A 20,052-nucleotide genomic window follows, 5' to 3' on the forward strand; every position below is an offset into this window, starting at 1 on the left:
CTAGGTCCTGTTACGAAAGTCGTTGTTCTCAGCGTCGGCGTGTCTGACCACCACAAAGAAGGTTCCCCCATTCACGATTGTTGGTGTCGAATCAGCAACGTGAACAAGGAAACCTTCCATGGACACCCTACCCGCCAGCGCCAGACACGATCTCACCGACGACCAGTGGAACCTCCTGAAACCACTCCTGCCAGCACAACGGCACCTCGGCCGACCCCAGCACTGGTGTCGACGGCCACTGATCAACGGCATCTTGTTCCGGGTACGCACCGGTGTCCCGTGGCGTGATCTCCCCGAACGCTACGGCCCCTGGTGGCGGGTCTACGACCTGTTCACCTGCTACCAACGCAGTGGTGTCTGGTCGAAGATTCACACCCAGCTACTGTCGCAAGCACATCAGAATGACCGACTGTCGTGGGAGTTCAGCGTGGACTGACACCACCAGTCGAGGACACGTTCATGCCACTGGAGCTCGTCACGACAGTCACCACCGCCACCGTGATGAGCCCACTGATCACTGTTTCGGTCGGTCCCGGGGTGGGTGGTCAACGAAGATCCACCTCGCCGTCGATGCCGGAGTGGGTCCGGTCTCCTGCGTGCTGACCCCGGGGCAGGCCGGCGACGCCCCGCAGATGCCAGAGGTGCTTAACCGTGTCCGGGTACCGACACCGGGGCCCGGCAGACCCTGCACCACGCCGTCACAGGTGTTGGCTGACAAGGCGTACTCGTCGCGCAGAAACCGCAGCTACCTGCGGGGCAGAGGAATCGCCGCGATGATTTCGCAACCTGTTGACCAGGTAGGGCACCGTCTACGCCGCGGCTCTGCCGGTGGGCGGCCGCCCGCATTCGATCCGGAGGTCTACGCCCGCCGCAATGTCGTTGAGCGTTGCATCGGGTTCCTCAAGCACAATCGGGGGTGTGCGATGCGGTTCGACAAGTTGGCTGTGCAGTTCTACGCCTCAGTGCAGGTCGGTTGTATCCGGCAGTGGCTGAAACGACTTTCGTAACAGGACCTAGTCCTGTTTATCGACGAGATTCAGGCAGCCGACATGGACGGCCTACGTGCCCTCGCCTACGCCTGGCAGCATCTTCAGTCGGAAGCGCCCGACCTGCCTGCGATCGCCGTCGCCGCAGGTCTGAGCCATTCCCAGGACGTCATCACCGACGCCGTGAGTTTCGCGGAGCGCTTCCGTTACCCGAGGCTGAAGGACCTCGATGATGTGGCTGCCCGCGCAGCCCTCACCGCTCCTGCAACGAGTGCCGGCGTCGATTGGCACGACTCGGCCTTGGCCTCAGTCCTCAATGAGGCTCGGGGATACCCTTACTTCATCCAGCTCCTCGGAGACGAGGTATGGAAGGCTGCCGGATATCCCGACGCGGGGAGCTCCCTGGGTGACGACGACGTCGGGGGTGGGTTAGAGGGATACCACGAGGCACAGCAGGACTTCTTCCGCGCCAGGTGGATGAAGGCGACCGACGCCGAGATCCGCATGCTGGTCGCCATGGCGTCACTCGGAGAGGCTGACCTGCGTCGTCGTGACATCGCATCACAGATGGGAAGGACGACGAACGAGATCAGCATGGTGCGCAGGTCCCTCATGGATAAGGGGCTGATCCAGTCAACCGGTTTCGGCCACCTGAGCTTCACTGCACCGGGTTTCGCCGATTTCGTCCGGACAGAAGCGGACAGTTTATGACTCTTTATGAGTTGCCCGACTCATAAAGAGTCATAAATCCGTTCGTCCCACTTCCCCGTGTCACCGCGGGTGAAGCGCCGGAGTCTGTCATCGGCAAGCCACACCGTGTGCCTGCCGTCCACCTGAACCTGGGCGCGCGAGCCACAGGGTTCGCTGAAGACGACCTCGAGCGTCTCAGGGTCGACCAGGGACATCCGCAGGCCAGGCGACTCCGGCCCGCTGTCGACCTGAGAGACGATGACCGACTGGACCGCCAACCACGGCCCTGCTGTGTCGACCTCCAGGTACTCAGAGCCCAGTTCAGACGGCAGCCGAGCCTCAGCGACCACCTTTAGTTCAGGATCCAAGAACTGCAGCACGTTGTTCTTCCAGGTCATGACTGCGTCGTCGGTGGAAAGTATCCGGGCACACCTGGTCGACCAGTTGGAGTCGTCCTTGTTCAGCCAGCTCAGAGACCCTTCGTCGCTGACACGCCCGAGATGCAGGAACCCCCGCTGTACCGGACCGTGCCAGGTGTCGTCCACCGCACCGGGCGCCTGCAGATCAGCTTCCTCATATCTGCCGACAATCCAACCGCCCCATGCCTCCGGCGCTTCGACAACCTGGTCCATCCTCTCAGAAAGCACCGACGGCACCGGCATCTCACTAACTGAAATACCGCTGCCATGGGCCCCGCCCTGGAGCAGGAGCCTACGGTGGCCCGTGAGTGCCACCAAGCAACCGTCTCCCTCGGGTCCCAGAATCACGCGCGGATACTGCTTGAATTCGCTGATCTTCACCGGGAGAGTCACCGTCTCTGACTCTCCACTGTGCAGGTCGGTCATCCAGACCAGGGGAAGCGACTCATCAACACGCCAGAGAGTCCCCGACAGCCCCGACATCTCGAACTGATCCACGGAGTTGTCTAGACTGACAGCGAACCCGTCGAACCAGGTAGGTGTCGCCTTCCAAGGCTCCGGCGCAGATGCCTCGTCGAGATCCAGTGTGAACCGTACTGACCGAACGCCGACATAGCGGCGTTTGGCCCTCCCGGACGGGAATGGCAGTCGCACAGCTCCGACATCGACCTCTACGTCGTCACCTGCCAGCTGGATACGGCATACCCGGCCCCTCGTCGGAGATATGTCGGGAAGACCGATCCGGTAAGGATCGTGGTGCAGACTGCCGGTCACTCTCACATAGCCGACCACGGGCCGCGGTGCCGCCCACTGCGCCGTCCACCCGTCGCCACGCAGAATCGTCCACCACTGCCACGTGCCACCCTGCTCGACGCGCCAGGTCGGCGAACGGACCTCCTCCGCCCAGGCATCCAGCGTCACGACATCGGCACCACCGTGGTCCCCGTCGGCAACCTCCGCGAACACCAGGAGAAACGGTTCAGTGTCACCGAGCGACGGCAGCGGATACCCGTCATCCTCGATCATCCAGGTCCACATCTGCACCGGCAGAATCCGATGGCGGGCAGGCGGGGGTTCAGGCTGAGGTACGGCCACCTTTTCCATCTCCGCCCGGAAAGAGGCGGCCGCACTCCTGCCAGCGTCCAAGACCTCGTCAGCGTCTGCCATAGGCCCGACCGTACCGTGCAACCGGTACCGGATGCCTCAGGTACCAGGGACGGCGTAATATGCGGCACCATGAGTGATTTCGAGACAGTGACACCGACCGAAGTCCCTGAGGGGGCACAGCTCATCGACATCCGCGAGCCGGACGAGTTCAACCAGTGGCACGCCGAGGGTGCCACCAACCTGCCGCTCTCCGAACTGCAGTCACGCTACGGTGAGTTCGACCTCGACCGCGACGTTTACCTGATCTGCCTTTCCGGCGGTCGGTCCGCCAAGGCCGCACAGTGGCTGGAGATGAACGGCATCGACACCATCAACGTGGGGTCCGGGACCATCGGCTGGCGCGACGCCGGACTGCCCATCGTCGGCACCGAGGGGTAGAAACATCACCTTCGCAATAGCGGGGGACCCCCATAGTTCGTGTATCCCATTCGGAAGACGATAGGGTGGGAGCATGCCAGAAACCGCGCATCTGCCCAGCGAGCTCCTGAAGTCGCCGTCGTTCCAGCTTGAGCGGCTCCGCCGTCGCACCCGCGTCTTCGTGGAGACCGCGTTGATGCAGGAAGGGTTCAATCTCCGGGAATACTGGGTGTTGACCTACCTGGTCGACGGAGATGCCGCCAGCCAGGCCGAACTCGGCGAGATCATCGGGGTGGACCGCTCTGACATGGTCCGACTCGTCGATTCCCTGGAGAAGCGCAAGTTGGCCAAGCGGGACAAAGACCCCAATGACCGGCGACGGCAGATCATCTCCGTCACCAAGAAGGGCAGGAAGGCTCAGCTGGTCCTGTCCCCCATCGTGCAGAGCGCGGAGGACGAGGCGCTTGACGAATCGACCTCCAAGCAGCTGAAGCACCTGAAGAAGCTGGCGAAGTCGATCATCGCAGCCGAGGAAGAGGGCGACGGGGTGGATGGCGACGGCACGGACAGTTTGCCGGTCTCGGATTCCCAGTAGTCGCTGAACGGGCGTTGCACCCCACAGGAGCCGCTGCGTCAACGAGCCATTCAGGTGACATTGAGCGGAGAGCTCTCTAGCAGCGGCACTATCTCCGAAAGCAGCCACTCCATACTCCTAGGACCAGCTGTGAGCGCCGCATCGATCACCGGCCGATCAACGAAGAACAATGAATCATTGCGGGAGGCCGGCAGTGATCTAAACCTGGCGTCGCTTTCCAATGCAGCGCGCCCCTCATCGTCCGCCTGAACGAACGCGATATCCCCTGCGAACTGACTCAAGTTTTCCCGGGCAAGGTTCTTCGCCTGTTCGCCCTCCCCAGGCTGATTATCAGCGTTTCTCAACCCAAGATCCTCGACCCAGTGGAACGCCGGAGGCATCCGGAGCCCTTCCGCGGTATACCACCCCAGGTTGAAGGTCCTTCCCTGAAGGCCCGCCAACGCGCCCCTGGCCTCAGAGAACCTGTCGTCCACGTCCGCGATGGCCTCTTCCGCGGCTTCCTCTTTGTCGGTGAGTGTACCGAGGTCCCGGAGGTCATCTGTCCAGTCACGATCTGGCGAGAAAACGCTGACGTACGTCGGGGCAATTGCTGAAAGTTGCTCGAAATGTTCTTCTTCGATGTAGTACGGCTGGCCAACGATGAGATCCGGTTCGTACTGTGCGATGACCTCTGGATCAACCTTGTAGTCCGCTGTCACTACCCGAGGGTCAAACTGTCCCGTCCGCAGGTCCGACATCCATGGGGTTGTCGACAACAGTTCTTCCTCATCCTGCTCCCCCGCTCCCGCGAAAGCCACTGGCTCTTCTTCTATTGCCGCCAACATATCAACATACTGAGCGCCGATGACGAGGATAGTTTCTGGCTTCTCATCAACGACTATCTCGCCGTACGCCGAATCCATCGTGACAGGGTAGTGCCCGGCACTAGAACGACCGTCGGAATCGACACCATCACTCGAGTCAGAGCTCTCCCCGCTACAGGCACTCATCACCACCGAGAATCCGAGAACAATCGCTAGAAACCACCATCGGTCACGTGTTCGATTGACATTCACCATGCAACATGAACCTTCCTCGTTACTCGCCTGCCTGCGTTACGCAGTTAAGGTTAGGTGAGGCAATGGCACGAAAGGGTGCGTAAAGTACCAACTACTTATCACCAGCCCACCTCCGGAGACGGCCCAGATCATGTCACAACCTCGACCCCCTACTTCTCCCCCGTCGATACCCTCGTGCAGCTTCCACGAATCTGGTGACACCGCCCAGCATCACCTGTTGTGGGTCCACACAGGGACGGCACACATTCACCTCCCCGATGAGGAGCGGCCTCGTGACCTGTCGCTCATCCGGGGCACCGGGGTCTGGATCCCGACCGGAACGCCGTATGCTGTCTGCACGGAGCCTGGCACCGTAGCTTTCCCGACTCTCGTGCCCCTGCACGTTGCCCCATCCTCATCACGAACGCTAGCTACCTTCGACGTGCAGGTCGAACACTACGACTGGCTCATCGCATATTTCGCTCACGCCTACACAACCTATAACCAGACCGTCCACGGCGATCTTTTCACTATTCTCGATGGCGCTACTGGTTCAACTGACATGGACGCCCCGGCTCTGCCGAGGAGCAAGGCGGGACGCAGAGTCGCCGAGGAACTGATCCGAAACCCCTCGATTGATCACAGTCTCGCCCACTGGGCTTCACTCGTGGCGTCAAGTCAGTCGACATTACGCCGTCAGTTTTCCGAAGAAACCGGACTGACATTCGCACAATGGCGCACTAAATGTCGAATATCAGCTGCGAAGGAGTTCCTGCGCGCAGGGTACAGCGTCACTCAAGTGGCTACACGTGTCGGGTTCAGAAGCCGGAATGGCTTTACTCGCGCTTTCCACGCAGAGACCGACCTGCCCCCTCGCGAATTCGCTAAATCTATTCTGGCAGCCCCGTCAGCTGCCTCCCGGCCGCGTATCGTTGCCGACCGTGAAGCCGCTCGCGTCGCGAGCTTGCGGCAAGGTCCATCCGGCCCCGCCCGGGCGCTTCCCTCGGGACGGTCCGGAGCGCGCCGCATCCCGTATCATGTACTGACGTGGATGTACCGCGGGACAGGTTCAGCACGTGTCGGAGACGATTTTGTCCAGCGGAAGAAGGGCGACACTCTCTGGCTCCCTGCACATGTCGAGCGTGACACCCACATCGACGGCGGGTCCCTGTCCCTGCCAATTGCTGTCCTCACCCCCGACGAAGCGCACATAGAAACCGCCGATGCAGCGACGTTTCCAGCGAACTGGGACCGGTACTTCCTCTACTGCTGCGTCAGCGCGAACAGCCCGCTACGCCCCTCAGACTACGACCCCCGCTTCATACTCAAGGTATTCCGCGAACAGGTCACCCTCGGCAACGGCCTCGCTGTACCTCAACCAGTCAGCGGTGCCGCACGTGAGTACAGCAGGCTCTTCCTGAACAGCATCAACGATGGGCTGCCTGAACCCCGCGTCTCTTCCCATAACGCGCTCCATCGTGACTTTCTCCAGCAGACGGGAATTGGACTGAACCAGTGGAAACTAGCTGTGCGAATGCACGTCGCCCGAAGACTCCTGGAAACCGGGATAAGGTCCGTACAAGTAGCCAGACGGCTCGGTTACTCGGCCCCCTCAAACTTCAGTAGGGCCTTCACTCGTTTTCACGGGCAGAATCCAACCTTTTTCCGAGTCAACAGCACTGATCCGGGAGGCCTTCCCGGCGCCAACTGATCAGTCGCCGATCTGGTCGCGTCCGCGCTTCACGATCTTCGGGTCCGGCTGGCCGACCACGTCGTAGTCTTTGCCTGTGTAGTTGAACTTGCTCAGCACATACCGCATGGCATTGAGCCTGGCACGCTTCTTGTCGTTCGACTTGATCGTGATCCACGGCGACTCATTGGTGTCGGTGTAGCGGAACTGCTCCTCCTTAGCACGGGTGTAGTCGTCCCACTTGTCAAGGGACGCCAGGTCCATGGGCGAGAGCTTCCACTGCCGAACCGGGTCAACCTGCCGGATGGCGAACCGGGTCCGCTGCTCCTTCTGCGTCACCGAGAACCACAACTTCGTCAAGCTGATGTCGGACCCCATGAGCATGTTCTCCAGCATCGGCACCTCCCGGAGGAACTCCGCGTGCTGGTCGTCGGTGCAGAAGCCCATCACACGCTCCACGCCGGAGCGGTTGTACCAGGACCGGTCGAAGAAGACGATTTCGCCGGCGCACGGGAAATTCTGGATGTAGCGCTGGAAATACCAGGACGTCGACTCCCGCGGACTCGGCTTCTCCAGGGCGACGGTCCTCGCACCACGGGGGTTGAGGTGTTCGTTGAACCGTTTGATCGTCCCGCCTTTGCCGGCGGCGTCGCGGCCCTCGAAGAGGATGATGTGCTTCTGACCGGTGTCTTTCGTCCAGTTCTGCCACTTCAGCAGCTCGATCTGGAGAGACCGTTTCGTGGTCTCGTATTCCTCGCGGCTGAGACGTTCCTCGTAGGGGTAGTTCTCCCGCCACGTGTCGACGCGGTGCCCGTCCGGCGTGATCAGGACCGGATCGTCCTCGTCCGAGTCGTCGACGATGTAGCCCTCAGTCGCCGCCAGGTCGACGATGTGGAAGTCCTGCTCGTCCGGTGCGCCCTGATCGCTACTGTCCTTGGTCATGCTCCCATGTTAATGGTTCTCCGACATCACCACACGGCACCTGGGACGAGTCACCCCCGCCCACGACGAGACGGGCGGGGGTGGACACAGGTCGACCCCGGCTCTCCCCACGGATGTCGCTGCGGGAGGAGCCGGGGTCAGACGACTGGACGAATCAGAGACGGATCAGAATCCGCCCATACCGCCCATGCCGGCCATCTCGTCGGCACCGGCGCCGGCAGCCTCAGGCTCCGGCTTGTCGGCGACGACAGCCTCAGTGGTGAGGAAGAGGCTGGCGATCGAGGCAGCGTTCTGCAGTGCGGAACGGGTGACCTTGACCGGGTCGGAGATGCCCGCGGACAGCAGGTCGACGTACTCGCCGGTGGCGGCGTTCAGGCCGTGGCCTGCATCCAGACCCGCGACCTTGTCGACGACGACGCCGGGCTCGAGGCCGGCGTTGAAGGCGATCTGCTTCAGCGGAGCGGACAGTGCGGCACGGACGATCTGGACGCCCGTGGCTTCGTCACCCTCGAGGCCGAGGTTGTCGTCCAGCACGTGGGCGACGTGCAGCAGCGAGGCGCCACCGCCGGCGACGATGCCCTCGTCAGCGGCAGCCTTGGCGTTGCGCACGGCGTCCTCGATGCGGTGCTTGCGCTCCTTGAGCTCGACCTCGGTGGCTGCACCGACCTGGAGGACCGCGACACCGCCGGCCAGCTTGGCCAGACGCTCCTGCAGCTTCTCCTTGTCGTAGTCGGAGTCGGCGTTGTCGATCTCCTGACGGATCTGACGGACGCGGCCGGCGAGCTGCTCGGAGGAACCGGCACCGTCGACGATGGTCGTGTCGTCCTTGGTGACGACGACCTTGCGTGCGGTACCCAGCAGGGGCAGGTCAGCAGTCTCGAGGGAGAGTCCGACCTCCTCGGCGATGACCTGGCCACCGGTGAGGATGGCGATGTCCTGCAGCTGGGCCTTGCGGCGGTCGCCGAAGCCCGGTGCCTTGACCGCGACGGACTTGAAGGTGCCGCGGATCTTGTTCAGCACCAGGGTGGACAGGGCCTCACCCTCGATGTCCTCGGCGATGATCAGCAGCGGCTTGCCGGACTGCATGATCTTCTCCAGCAGCGGCAGGAGATCCTTGACGTTGGAGATCTTGGAGGAGACCAGGAGGATGTAGGGGTCCTCCAGGACAGCCTCGCCGCGCTCGACGTCGGTGGCGAAGTACGCGGACAGGTAGCCCTTGTCGAAACGCATCCCCTCGGTGGTCTCGAGGGTGACGCCGAAGGCGTTGGACTCCTCGACGGTGATGACACCGTCCTTGTTGAGCTCACCGTCGCCGACGGCGTACATCGCCTCGGCGATCAGCTCACCGATCTTCTCGTCCGCGGCGGAGATGCCGGCGGTCGCGGCGATCTGCTCACGGGTCTCGATCTCCTTGGCTCCTGCGAGCAGTGCCTCGGTGACCTTCTCGACACCGGCCTGGATGCCGCGCTTGATGCCCATGGGGTTGGAGCCGGCCGCGACGTTGCGCAGGCCTTCCTTCACCAGGGAGTGCGCCAGGACGGTGGCGGTGGTGGTGCCGTCGCCCGCGACGTCGTCGGTCTTCTTGGCGACCTCCTTGACGAGCTCCGCACCGATCTTCTCGTAGGGGTCCTCGAGGTCGATCTCCCGGGCGATGGTGACACCGTCGTTGGTGATCATCGGGGCACCCCACTTGCGCTCGAGCACAACGTTCCGGCCCTTCGGGCCGAGGGTGACCTTCACCGCGTCGGCGAGGGTGTTGAGACCCTTCTCCAGGCCGCGGCGAGCTTCCTCGTCGAATGCAATCATCTTTGCCATGTGGCTCTTGATCCTCCGTTGTAGAGATAGGAGCGACACGTTCGGATCAGATCCAGCGCCCGCGACGGCACGGATGGACGCATGCCGCGACGTCCACCCTCACTGCACCTGAGTGAGACTTCATTTCTGTTGTTCGTTCTGGCACTCAGCATGAGCAAGTGCTAACCCCGTTTCTAGCAGTCTCCCCCGCCGAGTGCAAGGTGCCGGACAGGGCTACGCTGTAGCACATGACCGAGAACAACACTCTCACCGCAGAATCCGCACGCGCGGCGGTCGCTGAACAGATGCCGTGGCTGCAGCAGGCACTCACCGACCTCGTCGCCTTCCGCTCCGTGCACTCGACACCGGGCCTGGAGCAGGACAACGCCGGAGCGGCTCAATGGGTCACCGACGCATTCCGCGCCGAAGGGGTCCCCGTGGAACCGCACACGACCACCGACGGCTCGGTGTCGGTCATCGGGGTCCGCGAGGCCGCCGAAGGCTGGCCCACCGTGCTGCTCTACTCCCACTACGACGTGCAGCCCGCCAGCGACGTCGACAACTGGACGTCCTCCCCGTGGTCGCTCACCGAACGCGACGGACGCTGGTACGGGCGCGGCGCCGCGGACTGCAAGGGCCACGTCGTGATGCACCTCGCCGTCCTGCGTGCACTCAATGCGCTCATCGACTCCGGCGACCTGGACGACGAGACGACGACCGCCCTGTCGAGCATCGGTATCCGTGTCGTCGTCGAAGGCTCCGAGGAGCGTGGCGGCTACGGCCTCGAGGACCTGCTGTCGTCGAACCCTGAGCTGTTCGCCGCCGACACCTTCCTCATCGCCGACTCCGGCAACGACGCCCTCGGCGTCCCGGCCGTCTGCACCGCCCTGCGCGGCACGGCGCCGGTCACCGTCCGACTGCAGACTCTCGAGCAGCCCATGCACTCCGGGCAGTTCGGCGGCGCGGCACCGGATGCACTGCTGTCCCTGATCCGCCTGCTGTCCACCCTGCACGACGATGACGGGCTCGTCGCCGTCGACGGGTTGACCTCCGAGGCCCGCTGGGAGGGACGCGGGCCCGACGAAGCCACCTTCCGCGCCGATGCCGGCGTCCTCGACGGCGTGGACGTCCTCGGCTCCGCGCAGGGGCTCAGCCCCAACGACCTCACCATCTCCCGTCCGTCGATCACCGTCACCGGCCTGGACTCCCTCTCCGTCGCCGACTCCGTCAACGCGGTCGTCGCCGAAGCCGGCGCCGTGGTCAGCCTCCGCATCCCGCCGGGAATGGACCCGAAGGACGGGCAGGACGCCCTGGTCCGGCACCTGGAGGCCCACGTGCCGAACAACGCCCGGATCAGCATCGAACGTGAGTCCCTCGCCTCCCCGTTCTCCGCCGACACGTCCGGGCCCGCGCTGAAACTGCTGTCGCAGGCGCTCGCCGACGCCTACGGGGCGGACGAGACCGCCGAGATCGGGTCCGGCGGGTCAATCCCTCTGAGCAATGCACTCCTCGAGAAGTACCCGGACGCCGAGCTCGCCCTGTTCGGTATCGAGGAACCGTCCTGCCGGATCCACTCCGCCGACGAGTCCGTCGACCCCACGGAGATCGCCGCGATCGGCACCGCCGAACTGCTGTTTCTCGCCCGCTCGGGAGCACTGGCCACCTAAAGTTCACCCCGAGGTTGCCTGTCTGCAGTGATACAGATAACATCATCGGCATGATCAACACCCTTAAGCGAGTAGCCCACCCGGGTGGAGGCGCGGACTGACCCCTCCACCACGGGGAAGTCACGCTACTCGCAAGCGGTTGCGTCGGTCCACATCCCACCGACGGTAACCAGCACAAGGGAAGACCCACTCATGTTCGAGTCACAGGACAACCGGATGCCCACCACCACGATGATTCGCTTCGCCCGCCCCGAAGAGGCCCGCGACGAGCGACTCGCCCCCGTCTACACCGACCGCCCCGGCCTGCGCCGCTCCACGGCCGTCACCTACCGGGAAGGCAACCAGTCCCGGCTCGAGAAGCGTCGCAGCCGCACGCGGGTCTTCGCCGAGGATCCCTTCCGCGCCCGTTTCGGCCACCGTCTGCCCGCCGGGATGCGCGAGGAAGCGCGTGGTATGGAGTGGCGGAAGTTCATCACCACCTACGCCCCCTCCACCTACCGTGTCGAGTCGATGTCCACCACGCGACGCACGGCCGGCCGGCGGGACTTCGACATGACGATCTCCGGGCTCCGCGAGGATGCCGGCACGCAGGTCTCGATCACCTCGATGGGCGCGGCATCGGCGATGACGCAGATCCTCGCCGACCATGGACGCCGGGTCGAGATCCTCGAGTTCCACCAGTACGACATCTTCGAGGCGACCGTCACCTTCGTCTTCGCCCAGCACCAGACGAAGAAGGTCTGGGCCATCGGCTTCGGCGCCGACCGTGACCTCTCCATCGCCAGCGCACTGGCCTCTGCTGCGGGTCGGCTGCACGGGTAATTCCGGACCGGTCACGCCCGTAGGACGCCCGGAGGACGCCCGGAGGACAACTCCAGGGTGGAATTTCCGGTCGCCGCCACCCTGGAACGTCCGTGTCAGCCCGGCCGTGGTGAGGCCACACGCGCCAGGGCCCGGTCAATCGCATTGAGCACCCGCTCCCGGACAGCCCCGGGCGACCGGAGCGACTCCTTGTTGAACCGGAGCACTTCCCAGCCCAGGTCCCGCAGCGCATGGAACTGGTCGAAATCAACGTCCGTCTGCCCGGCGGCGTCGTGGTGGGCACCGTCGTAGTAGATGGCCAGCTTCAGCTCTTCATGCCCCAGGTCCGGCAACGTGCGCGGTGACCACTCCGAGGATGCCCCGGGTGCGAGGTCCACCCTGATCTGTGACTGCCACCGGAACGGCTGCGGCAGCAGGTCATGGACGATCAGCCGCAGAATGGTCTCCATCGGTGACTGCGCCCCGTCGTCCTCCAGCGCGAGAAGATGTTCCATGACACCGCGGTCGACCTTTCCCCTCGTCTCCTCCAGGATCTGTGCCCGCGTTACCCACGTGCACTGGCAGAATGCGTCGAGGAACTGCACGGCCCGCACCTCCTCCCTGGTCATTCCCGGAACATCATGGACCCACCAGGTGTGGCGCCCGGTGAGTATCGTCCACAGGCAGTGCGCCGCGGCCGCCTCTGGTGCGACGACGCGCAACCGCGGGAACCGCGCACTCGGGTACCGGATATCCGGTGTGGCGCTCAGCGGCCTGATCACCGGGCGTAACGGGTGTCTCGCCGCCACCGTCGAGCGGGTCGACCCACTCGACGTCCCCTGGCAGAGCAGCAGCACCGGGGCGGAATCACACCAGTCCGGCCGCAGTCCGTAGACACCGGCCGCGGCCCAGCCTGCCAGCACCGCGTCCGGTCGCAGGAGATGATTGGCCCACGCCCTTGTCACACAGTCCACACCGAATCCCCCGAAGGCCGCGGGGTCGTGCTCCTCCGGCGTCGGGATGACCACGCCGGGCGCAACCTGGGTGTAGTCGCGTCTGAGCTTCCAGTCGGTCACCGTCCCCGTTGCCGCGAGATCCCTCCTGACCACCGGCACTGCCAGAGGCATCCGCCTCCACGTGTATGACGGCCCCCGCCCCTGTGCGTTCGCGTTCTTCCCCATGACATCCCCCTCGACTCCGGCATCCCCCTGCGCGAAGTACACCAGAACTGTTCCGTCTCTGTCCATCCCCTCCCCGGTGCTTGTGGATAACCCTGGACTCCTCTATCTCACAGGTTGGAACGGAGACTCCAGGGTGACAGCACCAGGATTTTCCATCCCCTGATGCCCGTCCCAGCCCGGCATCGGCGCCGGGAAGGCAGCTGGCTGACTAGGACACCGACCTTTTCAAGGTGTCGACCGTGAGATCCACCGCGGCAATCCAGGACTCGGGCTGGGTGAACCCCTCCTCGGCACCGACGTCACCCCGGGTGCGCGTCCCCGGCTCCAACGCGGCCCCGGCTTCACGTGCCGCAGCCCGCTGCAGTGCGTAGTCTCCACCGCGTTCCATGATGTCGCGCACCCCCTGCAGTGCCTCGGCGCAGCCGAACTCCTCGGAGATCGGTGCAAGGATGTCCAGCCAGTCGGAGATGTCCTGGGTGACCCACCGTTCCGTGGTGTCCCGGTCGGTGATGATCAGAGCTTCCAGGCCGTAGCGCGCAGCCCGCCACTTGTTCTCGGCGACGTGCCAGTGCTGGAGGGTCGGCAGCTCCCGGCCCGCCTCCCACTCACGTTCGTAGTAGACGACGAGGCAGTGGATGAAGGCGCTGATGGCGGCGACTTCGCGGATGTCCATCGTGGCGTCGGCGAACCGGACCTCCACGGTGCCGTACTTCGACGGCCGGACGTCGAAGTGCATGGATCCGGTGTGGTTGATCACCCCGGAACGGTCCTGGTCCTTGTTGAACGCCTCCCACTCGTCCCAGTCGGCGAACTGGTACGGCATGCCGGCGGTCGGCAGCTGCTGGTACAGCAGCGTCCTGTTCGAGGCGTAGCCGGTGTCGAGTCCTTCCCAGGCCGGGGAGGACGCCGACAGGGCCAGGACGTGCGGGTACTGCGTCATGACGGCGTTGATGATGGGCCAGACGCGGTCGCGTCCTCCGACGCCGACGTGGACGTGGATGCCCCAGATCAGCATCTGGCGTCCCCAGTACTGGGTCCGCTGGATGATCTCCTGGTAGCTGCTCTTGTCGCTGAGGAGCTGGTCACCCCAGTGCGCGAAGGGGTGCGTCCCGGCGGAGAAGACGTTCACGCCGAGGTCGTCGGCGACGGCGAGGATCTGGGTCAGCTGTTCACGCAGGTCCTCCACCGCGTCCGGGATGGTCTTGTGGACACCCGTGACCATCTCGACGGTGTTCGCGAGGAACTCACGGGTGACCCGGTGTCCCGGGAAACGCTCGTCGAGGGCGTCGACGAGTTCGGGGGCACGCGGAACGAGGTCCCTCGTCTCCGGGTCGACAAGGGCCACCTCCCACTCGATACCGACCGTCGGGGCGGAGGACGGAAATTCCATGGGGAGGATGTTACTGCATCAGTGTCACAGTGGACCGGTCAGCACAACGACCACTCCGTCGGCACGGGGGCCGTTGCGGACATCCGCTTCGCTGAAGCGGTCATAGTAGTCCGGGTTGCCGGCGGCGGCTGTGATCCCCAGGTCGCTCGCGACCTGTTCGGCCGCTGCCTGGGACTGCGCGTTGCCCTCGGGGTAGTACACCCGCGACTCTTCGCTGATGCCGTCGATCCGACCGCGGAGGTTGCCGTAGCCGATGTTCGTCCACTGTTCCCCCCGCAGCCGGTCTGCGGTGCTCTGGGCGACGGGCTCACCACTGTTGTTCAGGACGGTGACCGCGGTGGCTCCCCGGTCAACGCCGGGCGCCGCTGGTTCACCGCCCCCGGCGTCCCCTGCTGCGGTTCCACCGTCGGGACTGCCCTCCCCGTCCCCTGCGGGGTCGTCGGCGGCTGCGTCCCCGTCACTGGCGGACGGGGAGGCGTCATCCCCGGCGGCGTCGGTGCCGTCCTGCGGTGAGGCAGGTGAGGCCCCACCCTGGGGTGTGGTACCCGCGCCGGCCCCGCCCTGGCCGGTGGTGGTGTCCTGGGCGGTGTCCTCGGTATCGTCCCCGTCGCCACCGACAAAGGAGTAGACACCCCAGGCGATGAGCACCACGGCGACCGCAGTGAGCACCATGGCCAGGCCCCGGAGAGGCGGGCCTCCGGTGCCGTTTGCGCCGTCCGGCCCGTCGGCCCCGGCAGCGGCCCCTGAGGCGGCTCCGGCGGTTCCTCCTGCGGCGGCCGCGCCCATGGCGGGGTCGATGGCGTACTCGTCATCGTAGGCCGTGTCCGGGTTCGGGTCGTAGACGGAGTCGTCTCCGTGGCGGGGTCCGTTCTGATCAGTCACGCCCCAATACTAACTACAGTCACACCAGTCACGTCCACATGACACCCCGGGAGAACGCGATCAATCAGCCTTCCCGTCGCCGCAGCAGCGCCCCCACCACCACCGGGGCGACGTCCAACGCCTCCGGTCGCGAGATCAACGCATTGAGTTGCTGGTAGTACCGGACCGGGCTCACCCCGAAGCGACGTCGGATCTCCTCCCCTTTCGCACCTTCGTCGCGCCACCACAGGGCCTCGAAGTCGAGCATCTCCCGGTCCCGCTCGGAGAGGCCCGCTCCCGCCCCGTCAGTCAGTTCATCCACGGTGAATCAGTTTAGCCGACCCAAGATGGTAGTTTCGCTCCATCACGGCACCACCGTTGCGTAGAGTACTGCTGCCCGGACGATTTCCTTTTCCACCTTCCCACCCTTTCACCGGTGGATCGTCCCCTCATCCCGGAGAGACCCAGAGAGACACACATGAGCACCTCCCCGTCCACGACATCGACGCCGAACCCGCCGCCTTCGACGGCCCCGTCCGACTCCCCGAAACAGACCCCTGAGCAGAGGCGTGTCCTGGCGGGCACTCTCGTCGGGACGACCATCGAGTGGTACGACTTCTTCATCTACGCGCAGGCCGCCGCATTCGTCTTCGCGCCCCTTTTCTTCGCGCCACTGGGTGATTCTCCTCTCGCCCAGGTGATCTCCTGGGCCACCATCGGCATCAGCTTCCTCTTCCGTCCGCTCGGCGCCGTGGTCGCCGGACACCTCGGTGACCGCTACGGGCGCAAGATGGTCCTGGTGGTCACCCTGTTCGGCATGGGTGTGGCCACCGCGCTCATCGGCCTGCTGCCCACCTACGAGACGATCGGTGTCGCGGCGCCGCTGCTGCTGATCCTGCTGCGCATCCTCCAGGGCCTCTCCGCCGGCGGCGAGTGGGGCGGCGCGGCCCTGATGGCCGTGGAGCACGCTCCCCGCGACAAGCGCGGCATGTTCGGCTCCTACCCGCAGATCGGCGTGCCACTGGGTCTGATCCTGGCGTCCTCGTTCATGTTCCTGCTCACCAACGGCCTGTCCGACGAGGCCTTCCAGAGCTGGGGCTGGCGTATCCCGTTCATCTCCTCGGTGGTGCTCATCGCCGTGGGCTACCTGATCCGCCGCGCCGTGGACGAGTCCCCCGTGTTCCTCGAGATGCAGAAGCGTCGCAAGGAGGCCTCTGCACCGCTGGGCAGCCTGTTCAAGAACCACTGGCGCCGCGTGCTGCTCGCCGCCCTGATCTTCGCCGGCAACAACGCCGCCGGCTACATGATCATCGCCTTCTTCTCGTCGTACAGCTCGAACGAGCTCGGTATGGCGAAGTCACAGACGCTCATCGCCACACTCATCGGTGGCGTGTCCTGGCTGGTGCTGACCATCTGGTCCGGGCGTATCTCCGACAAGATCGGACGACGCGAGACGTTCATCATCGGCTACCTGCTCATCGCGGTGTGGGCCGTGCCCATGTGGTTCTTCGTCGACAAGGGCGAGCTGCTCTGGCTGGTCCTGGTGATCGTCGTGCTCACGATCGGGCTGGCCCCGTCCTACGCCCCGCAGTCGGCCCTCTACGCCGAGATGTTCCCCGCAGAGGTCCGGTACTCCGGCACGTCCATCGGTTACGCCCTCGGCTCGATCCTCGGCGGAGCCTTCGCCCCGATGATCGCCCAGCTGCTGCTGGACTCCACCGGGAAGTCCTGGACGATCGGCCTCTACCTGGCCGCCATCGCCATCATCTCCGCCATCGCCGTGTGGCTGGTGCCGAAGTCCGTGGAAAAGTCCGACCTCCACGTGTAGTTCCGCACCCGGCGGTTATTCTGGAGGGCATGTCAGTTCTCCCCGTCGTCATCTGCGGCGACCCCGTCCTCCACCACCCCACCGAACCCGTCGCCGAGGCGGAGGTCGGCACCGAACAGCTCGGCGACCTCATCGCCGACATGTACGAGACCCTCGACCTCGCCCACGGTGTCGGCCTGGCGGCGAACCAGGTCGGCGTCTCCAAGCGCCTGTTCGTGTACAACTGCCCCGACATCGACGGGCCGGACGGCACCCGTAAACCCGGCGCCGACATCGACGCCCAGGGCGGCCCCATGCGCCGCGGGTGCCTGATCAATCCTGTCCTGGAGACCTCCGAGATCCCGGAGACCATGCCGGACGAGGAGGACGACGTGGAAGGTTGTCTCTCCGTCCCCGGCTACGACTTCCCGACCGGACGTGCCGACTGGGCCAGGGTCTCCGGTCTGGACGAACACGGCGAGTCCGTCACGGTCGAAGGCTACGGCTTCTTCGCCCGGTGCCTGCAGCACGAGGTCGGCCACCTGGACGGCTACCTCTACATCGACACCCTCATCGGCCGCAACAAGCGTGCCGCGAAGAAGGTCGTGAAGCGTGAGGGATGGACTGTCGCAGGCAACTCCTGGACACCCGGCGTCGATCCCGACCCCTTCGGCCACGATGAGTGACGTCTCACCTGAACCGTCCCCCGACACCTCGTGGTCGGCTGCGCATGCCGGGGCACTGGCGCCGGAGACCACCGGGCTCCCCTTCCCGGTGTCCCGCCGCACCGACCCTCTCGGCGTGCGGGTGGGGGTGCGTGCGACGGTCCGTTGCCTCGTCACCGGCGGGGATCCCGGAGGCCCGGTGATGAACCCCTCGACAGGGCGGCCCCTGGTCACCGACCTCATCGGTGTCATCGACTCAGTGGAACCGTTGCAGATCCGCACGACGGACGGGGTCGTGCACACGGTCCCTGCCGACCGAGTCGTCGTCCTCAAGACTCTCGCCGACCGTCCGGTGCGCACCTCCGACATTCGCGCGGTGGAACAGGCCACCGCCGCCGCCTTCCCCGGTATCACCAACGACACGGTCGCCGGCTGGCTGATGCGCGCGGGGGACGGGATCACCGAACGGTCGAACTCAGCCGTCCCGCTGGGGCCGGAGACCGGCACCACCCCGGTGCCGCTGGAGGCCATCCACGCGTTCTACCGGCAGCATGGGCTCCCCACCCGGATCCTGCTCCCCGACCGGGTCGCACGGCCTGCCGAGCATCTTCTCGGGCTACCCGGTGCTCAGGCGGGCCCGGAGATCATCGTGATGACCCGTTCGCTGGGAGGCGAACTTCCACCGGTCCCGGAGGGGCCTCCGAACGTCGAGTTCTCCGTCTCTGAGGAACCCGACGACGAGTGGCTGAGTCTCTACCATTTCCGTGGAGAACCCCTGCCCGAGCACGCACTCCGGCTTCTCGCCGGACGGATCGACGGCACGCTGGGCTTCGCCCGCCTCACCGTCGACGGTGTGCTCGTCGCGGTCACGCGTGGCACGGTCACCACTGGCGGACGTGAGCAGTACCTCGGGTACTCCGCCGTCGAGGTCGCGCCCGCTTGGCGGCGCCGGGGGCTCGGACGGCTGATGGGCACCGCAATGCTCCACTGGGGGCGCCGGCATGGCGCGACACGCAGTTACCTGCAGGTCATCACCACCAACGAGGCAGGGCTGGGACTCTACCGTTCCCTCGGTTTCACCGAGCATCACCGACACCGTTGCCTGACACTGCCCGACGATGCCGGGGCCGGCGCCTGAGGCCGCGGTCTCACCGGTGATCTCACTGAGGTGCGATCGTCGCGGAGTGGATATGGTGTAGGGCATGAGGATCGCCACCTGGAACATCAACTCCGTGCGTAACCGGGAACAACGTGTCCGGGACTTCCTGGAACGCTCGGACGTCGACGTGCTGTGCCTTCAGGAGACCAAATGCACCGACGACCAGTTCCCGGATTTCTCCGACACCGGGTACCGGCACGCCCACGTCGGCGAGAACTCCTGGAACGGAGTGGCGATCCTGTCCCGGGTGGGCGTCGAGGACGTGCGCTCGGATTTCGGTCAGCCCCGCTTCGACAAGGATCCGGCCGCGGAACCCTCCCTGGAGCCCCGGGCGGTCGGTGCCCGCTGCGGCGGGGTCGAGGTGTGGAGCCTCTACGTCCCCAACGGCCGGGAGATCTCCGACCGGCACTTCACCTACAAGATCGACTTCCTCGACAGCATGGCGTCCTACCTGGAAAAGGGGAAGGACGCGAGCGACCCGGTGGTTGTCGTCGGTGACTTCAACATCGTCCCCACCGACAGGGACCTGTGGGACCGCTCCTGGTTCGAGGGCAAGACGCATGTCACCCCGCGGGAGCGTGCAGCTCTGGAAGGTCTCGTGCAGCGGGGCGGCATGACCGAGTCCACTGCGCCGCTCGAAGGTACGTACACCTACTGGGACTACCAGGCGATGCGGTTCCAGAAGAACCAGGGGATCCGGATCGACCTGCAGTATTCACGGGGGCTCACCCCCTCCTCCCCGGTGGTTGACAGGGAAGAACGGTCCGGGAAGGGGGCCTCCGACCACGCCCCCGTCATCGTGGACTACGAGCTGTGACCGCCACAGTGGCCGCATCGGATTTCT

General features: G+C 65.0%; 19 protein-coding genes and 1 pseudogene. 12 read left to right on the forward strand and 8 right to left on the reverse strand.

What is annotated here, in order from left to right; all coding sequences use genetic code 11:
- Positions 1–118 precede the first annotated feature (118 nt).
- Both FS507_RS10300 and FS507_RS10305 read left to right on the forward strand, forming a co-directional pair.
- Positions 119–1,007 (forward strand): IS5 family transposase gene (locus tag FS507_RS10300; RefSeq protein WP_145942689.1). Its coding sequence is split into 2 segments (ribosomal slippage): positions 119–418 and positions 420–1,007, totalling 888 coding nucleotides; the frame shifts between segments, so codons are not numbered across the junction.
- Positions 1,008–1,049: 42 nt separating this feature from the next.
- The gene (locus tag FS507_RS10305) at positions 1,050–1,697 is read left to right on the forward strand and encodes a hypothetical protein (protein ID WP_145942690.1); all 648 of its coding nucleotides are present in this window, start codon (positions 1,050–1,052) and stop codon (positions 1,695–1,697) included.
- 20 nt (positions 1,698–1,717) lie between these two features.
- Here the strand turns inward: FS507_RS10305 and FS507_RS10310 are convergent, their stop codons facing one another.
- The gene (locus FS507_RS10310) at positions 1,718–3,262 is read right to left on the reverse strand and encodes a hypothetical protein (RefSeq protein WP_145942691.1); all 1,545 of its coding nucleotides are present in this window, start codon (positions 3,260–3,262) and stop codon (positions 1,718–1,720) included.
- Between the two features lie 69 nt (positions 3,263–3,331).
- Between FS507_RS10310 and FS507_RS10315 the strand changes: the two genes are divergently transcribed.
- Positions 3,332–3,640: a rhodanese-like domain-containing protein gene (locus tag FS507_RS10315; RefSeq protein ID WP_145942692.1), complete on the forward strand. Its 309-nt coding sequence runs from the start codon at positions 3,332–3,334 to the stop codon at positions 3,638–3,640.
- 73 nt (positions 3,641–3,713) lie between these two features.
- Entirely contained in the window at positions 3,714–4,214 is a 501-nt protein-coding gene (locus FS507_RS10320; RefSeq protein ID WP_145942693.1) for a MarR family winged helix-turn-helix transcriptional regulator, read from the forward strand.
- Between the two features lie 50 nt (positions 4,215–4,264).
- On the opposite strand, the gene FS507_RS10325 is transcribed toward FS507_RS10320, so the two are convergent.
- Entirely contained in the window at positions 4,265–5,116 is an 852-nt protein-coding gene (locus FS507_RS10325) for an ABC transporter substrate-binding protein (RefSeq protein WP_186314640.1), read from the reverse strand.
- Positions 5,117–5,813: 697 nt separating this feature from the next.
- Here FS507_RS10325 and FS507_RS19085 point away from each other — a divergent pair.
- Both FS507_RS19085 and FS507_RS18500 read left to right on the forward strand, forming a co-directional pair.
- Positions 5,814–6,128 (forward strand): annotated as a pseudogene (locus FS507_RS19085) (helix-turn-helix transcriptional regulator); the annotation flags it as partial.
- 174 nt (positions 6,129–6,302) lie between these two features.
- Entirely contained in the window at positions 6,303–6,962 is a 660-nt protein-coding gene (locus tag FS507_RS18500; RefSeq protein WP_260853306.1) for a helix-turn-helix transcriptional regulator, read from the forward strand.
- On the opposite strand, the gene ppk2 is transcribed toward FS507_RS18500, so the two are convergent.
- Complete coding sequence (gene ppk2, locus FS507_RS10335) at positions 6,963–7,883, reverse strand: polyphosphate kinase 2 (RefSeq protein ID WP_052540245.1); 921 nt, start codon at positions 7,881–7,883, stop codon at positions 6,963–6,965.
- Between the two features lie 165 nt (positions 7,884–8,048).
- Positions 8,049–9,698, reverse strand: coding sequence for a chaperonin GroEL (gene groL / locus FS507_RS10340; RefSeq protein ID WP_145942696.1), 1,650 nt, complete (start codon positions 9,696–9,698; stop codon positions 8,049–8,051).
- Positions 9,699–9,925: 227 nt separating this feature from the next.
- On the opposite strand from groL, the gene FS507_RS10345 reads away from it, so the two are divergent.
- Together FS507_RS10345 and FS507_RS10350 are read left to right on the forward strand one after the other, a co-directional pair.
- Positions 9,926–11,344 carry a dipeptidase gene (locus tag FS507_RS10345; protein WP_145942697.1) on the forward strand — a complete coding sequence of 473 codons (1,419 nt, stop codon included), beginning with the start codon at positions 9,926–9,928 and terminating at the stop codon, positions 11,342–11,344.
- 192 nt (positions 11,345–11,536) lie between these two features.
- On the forward strand, positions 11,537–12,166 hold the full coding sequence (locus FS507_RS10350) for a hypothetical protein (protein ID WP_145942698.1): 630 nt from the start codon (positions 11,537–11,539) through the stop codon (positions 12,164–12,166).
- 95 nt (positions 12,167–12,261) lie between these two features.
- On the opposite strand, the gene FS507_RS10355 is transcribed toward FS507_RS10350, so the two are convergent.
- The 4 genes from FS507_RS10355 to FS507_RS10370 form a co-directional block, all read right to left on the reverse strand.
- A complete protein-coding gene (locus FS507_RS10355; RefSeq protein ID WP_260853307.1) occupies positions 12,262–13,392 on the reverse strand; it encodes a DUF559 domain-containing protein in 1,131 nt (376 codons plus the stop codon).
- 142 nt (positions 13,393–13,534) lie between these two features.
- Complete coding sequence (locus FS507_RS10360; RefSeq protein ID WP_145942699.1) at positions 13,535–14,716, reverse strand: glutamate--cysteine ligase; 1,182 nt, start codon at positions 14,714–14,716, stop codon at positions 13,535–13,537.
- Between the two features lie 24 nt (positions 14,717–14,740).
- Positions 14,741–15,598: a LytR C-terminal domain-containing protein gene (locus FS507_RS10365; RefSeq protein ID WP_145942700.1), complete on the reverse strand. Its 858-nt coding sequence runs from the start codon at positions 15,596–15,598 to the stop codon at positions 14,741–14,743.
- Positions 15,599–15,662: 64 nt separating this feature from the next.
- Complete coding sequence (locus FS507_RS10370) at positions 15,663–15,899, reverse strand: DUF3263 domain-containing protein (protein ID WP_255372735.1); 237 nt, start codon at positions 15,897–15,899, stop codon at positions 15,663–15,665.
- Between the two features lie 156 nt (positions 15,900–16,055).
- On the opposite strand from FS507_RS10370, the gene FS507_RS10375 reads away from it, so the two are divergent.
- From FS507_RS10375 to FS507_RS10390, 4 genes are all read left to right on the forward strand, one after another.
- Positions 16,056–17,405: an MFS transporter gene (locus FS507_RS10375; protein ID WP_145942701.1), complete on the forward strand. Its 1,350-nt coding sequence runs from the start codon at positions 16,056–16,058 to the stop codon at positions 17,403–17,405.
- Positions 17,406–17,434: 29 nt separating this feature from the next.
- Positions 17,435–18,070: a peptide deformylase gene (locus FS507_RS10380; RefSeq protein WP_145942702.1), complete on the forward strand. Its 636-nt coding sequence runs from the start codon at positions 17,435–17,437 to the stop codon at positions 18,068–18,070.
- Entirely contained in the window at positions 18,063–19,187 is a 1,125-nt protein-coding gene (locus tag FS507_RS10385; RefSeq protein WP_145942703.1) for an N-acetylglutamate synthase, CG3035 family, read from the forward strand. The genes FS507_RS10380 and FS507_RS10385 overlap by 8 nt, the downstream gene beginning before the upstream one ends.
- A gap of 64 nt (positions 19,188–19,251) precedes the next feature.
- Complete coding sequence (locus FS507_RS10390) at positions 19,252–20,025, forward strand: exodeoxyribonuclease III (RefSeq protein WP_145942704.1); 774 nt, start codon at positions 19,252–19,254, stop codon at positions 20,023–20,025.
- Positions 20,026–20,052: the final 27 nt, after the last annotated feature.

Source organism: Corynebacterium glyciniphilum AJ 3170 (genome assembly GCF_007673095.1).
In the GTDB taxonomy this organism is placed as follows: domain Bacteria; phylum Actinomycetota; class Actinomycetes; order Mycobacteriales; family Mycobacteriaceae; genus Corynebacterium.

Bases quoted from the DNA above. Each gene is read 5' to 3' on its own strand.
- FS507_RS10385 (WP_145942703.1), top strand. From the start codon at position 18,063: ATGAGTGACGTCTCACCTGAACCGTCCCCCGACACCTCGTGGTCGGCT.
- FS507_RS18500 (WP_260853306.1), top strand. From the start codon at position 6,303: ATGTACCGCGGGACAGGTTCAGCACGTGTCGGAGACGATTTTGTCCAG.
- FS507_RS10310 (WP_145942691.1), bottom strand. From the start codon at position 3,262: ATGGCAGACGCTGACGAGGTCTTGGACGCTGGCAGGAGTGCGGCCGCC.
- FS507_RS10325 (WP_186314640.1), bottom strand. From the start codon at position 5,116: ATGGATTCGGCGTACGGCGAGATAGTCGTTGATGAGAAGCCAGAAACT.
- FS507_RS10380 (WP_145942702.1), top strand. From the start codon at position 17,435: ATGTCAGTTCTCCCCGTCGTCATCTGCGGCGACCCCGTCCTCCACCAC.
- FS507_RS10355 (WP_260853307.1), bottom strand. From the start codon at position 13,392: ATGGACAGAGACGGAACAGTTCTGGTGTACTTCGCGCAGGGGGATGCC.
- ppk2 (WP_052540245.1), bottom strand. From the start codon at position 7,883: ATGACCAAGGACAGTAGCGATCAGGGCGCACCGGACGAGCAGGACTTC.
- groL (WP_145942696.1), bottom strand. From the start codon at position 9,698: ATGGCAAAGATGATTGCATTCGACGAGGAAGCTCGCCGCGGCCTGGAG.
- FS507_RS10390 (WP_145942704.1), top strand. From the start codon at position 19,252: ATGAGGATCGCCACCTGGAACATCAACTCCGTGCGTAACCGGGAACAA.
- FS507_RS10375 (WP_145942701.1), top strand. From the start codon at position 16,056: ATGAGCACCTCCCCGTCCACGACATCGACGCCGAACCCGCCGCCTTCG.
- FS507_RS10360 (WP_145942699.1), bottom strand. From the start codon at position 14,716: ATGGAATTTCCGTCCTCCGCCCCGACGGTCGGTATCGAGTGGGAGGTG.
- FS507_RS10350 (WP_145942698.1), top strand. From the start codon at position 11,537: ATGTTCGAGTCACAGGACAACCGGATGCCCACCACCACGATGATTCGC.
- FS507_RS10320 (WP_145942693.1), top strand. From the start codon at position 3,714: ATGCCAGAAACCGCGCATCTGCCCAGCGAGCTCCTGAAGTCGCCGTCG.
- FS507_RS10315 (WP_145942692.1), top strand. From the start codon at position 3,332: ATGAGTGATTTCGAGACAGTGACACCGACCGAAGTCCCTGAGGGGGCA.
- FS507_RS10345 (WP_145942697.1), top strand. From the start codon at position 9,926: ATGACCGAGAACAACACTCTCACCGCAGAATCCGCACGCGCGGCGGTC.
- FS507_RS10305 (WP_145942690.1), top strand. From the start codon at position 1,050: ATGGACGGCCTACGTGCCCTCGCCTACGCCTGGCAGCATCTTCAGTCG.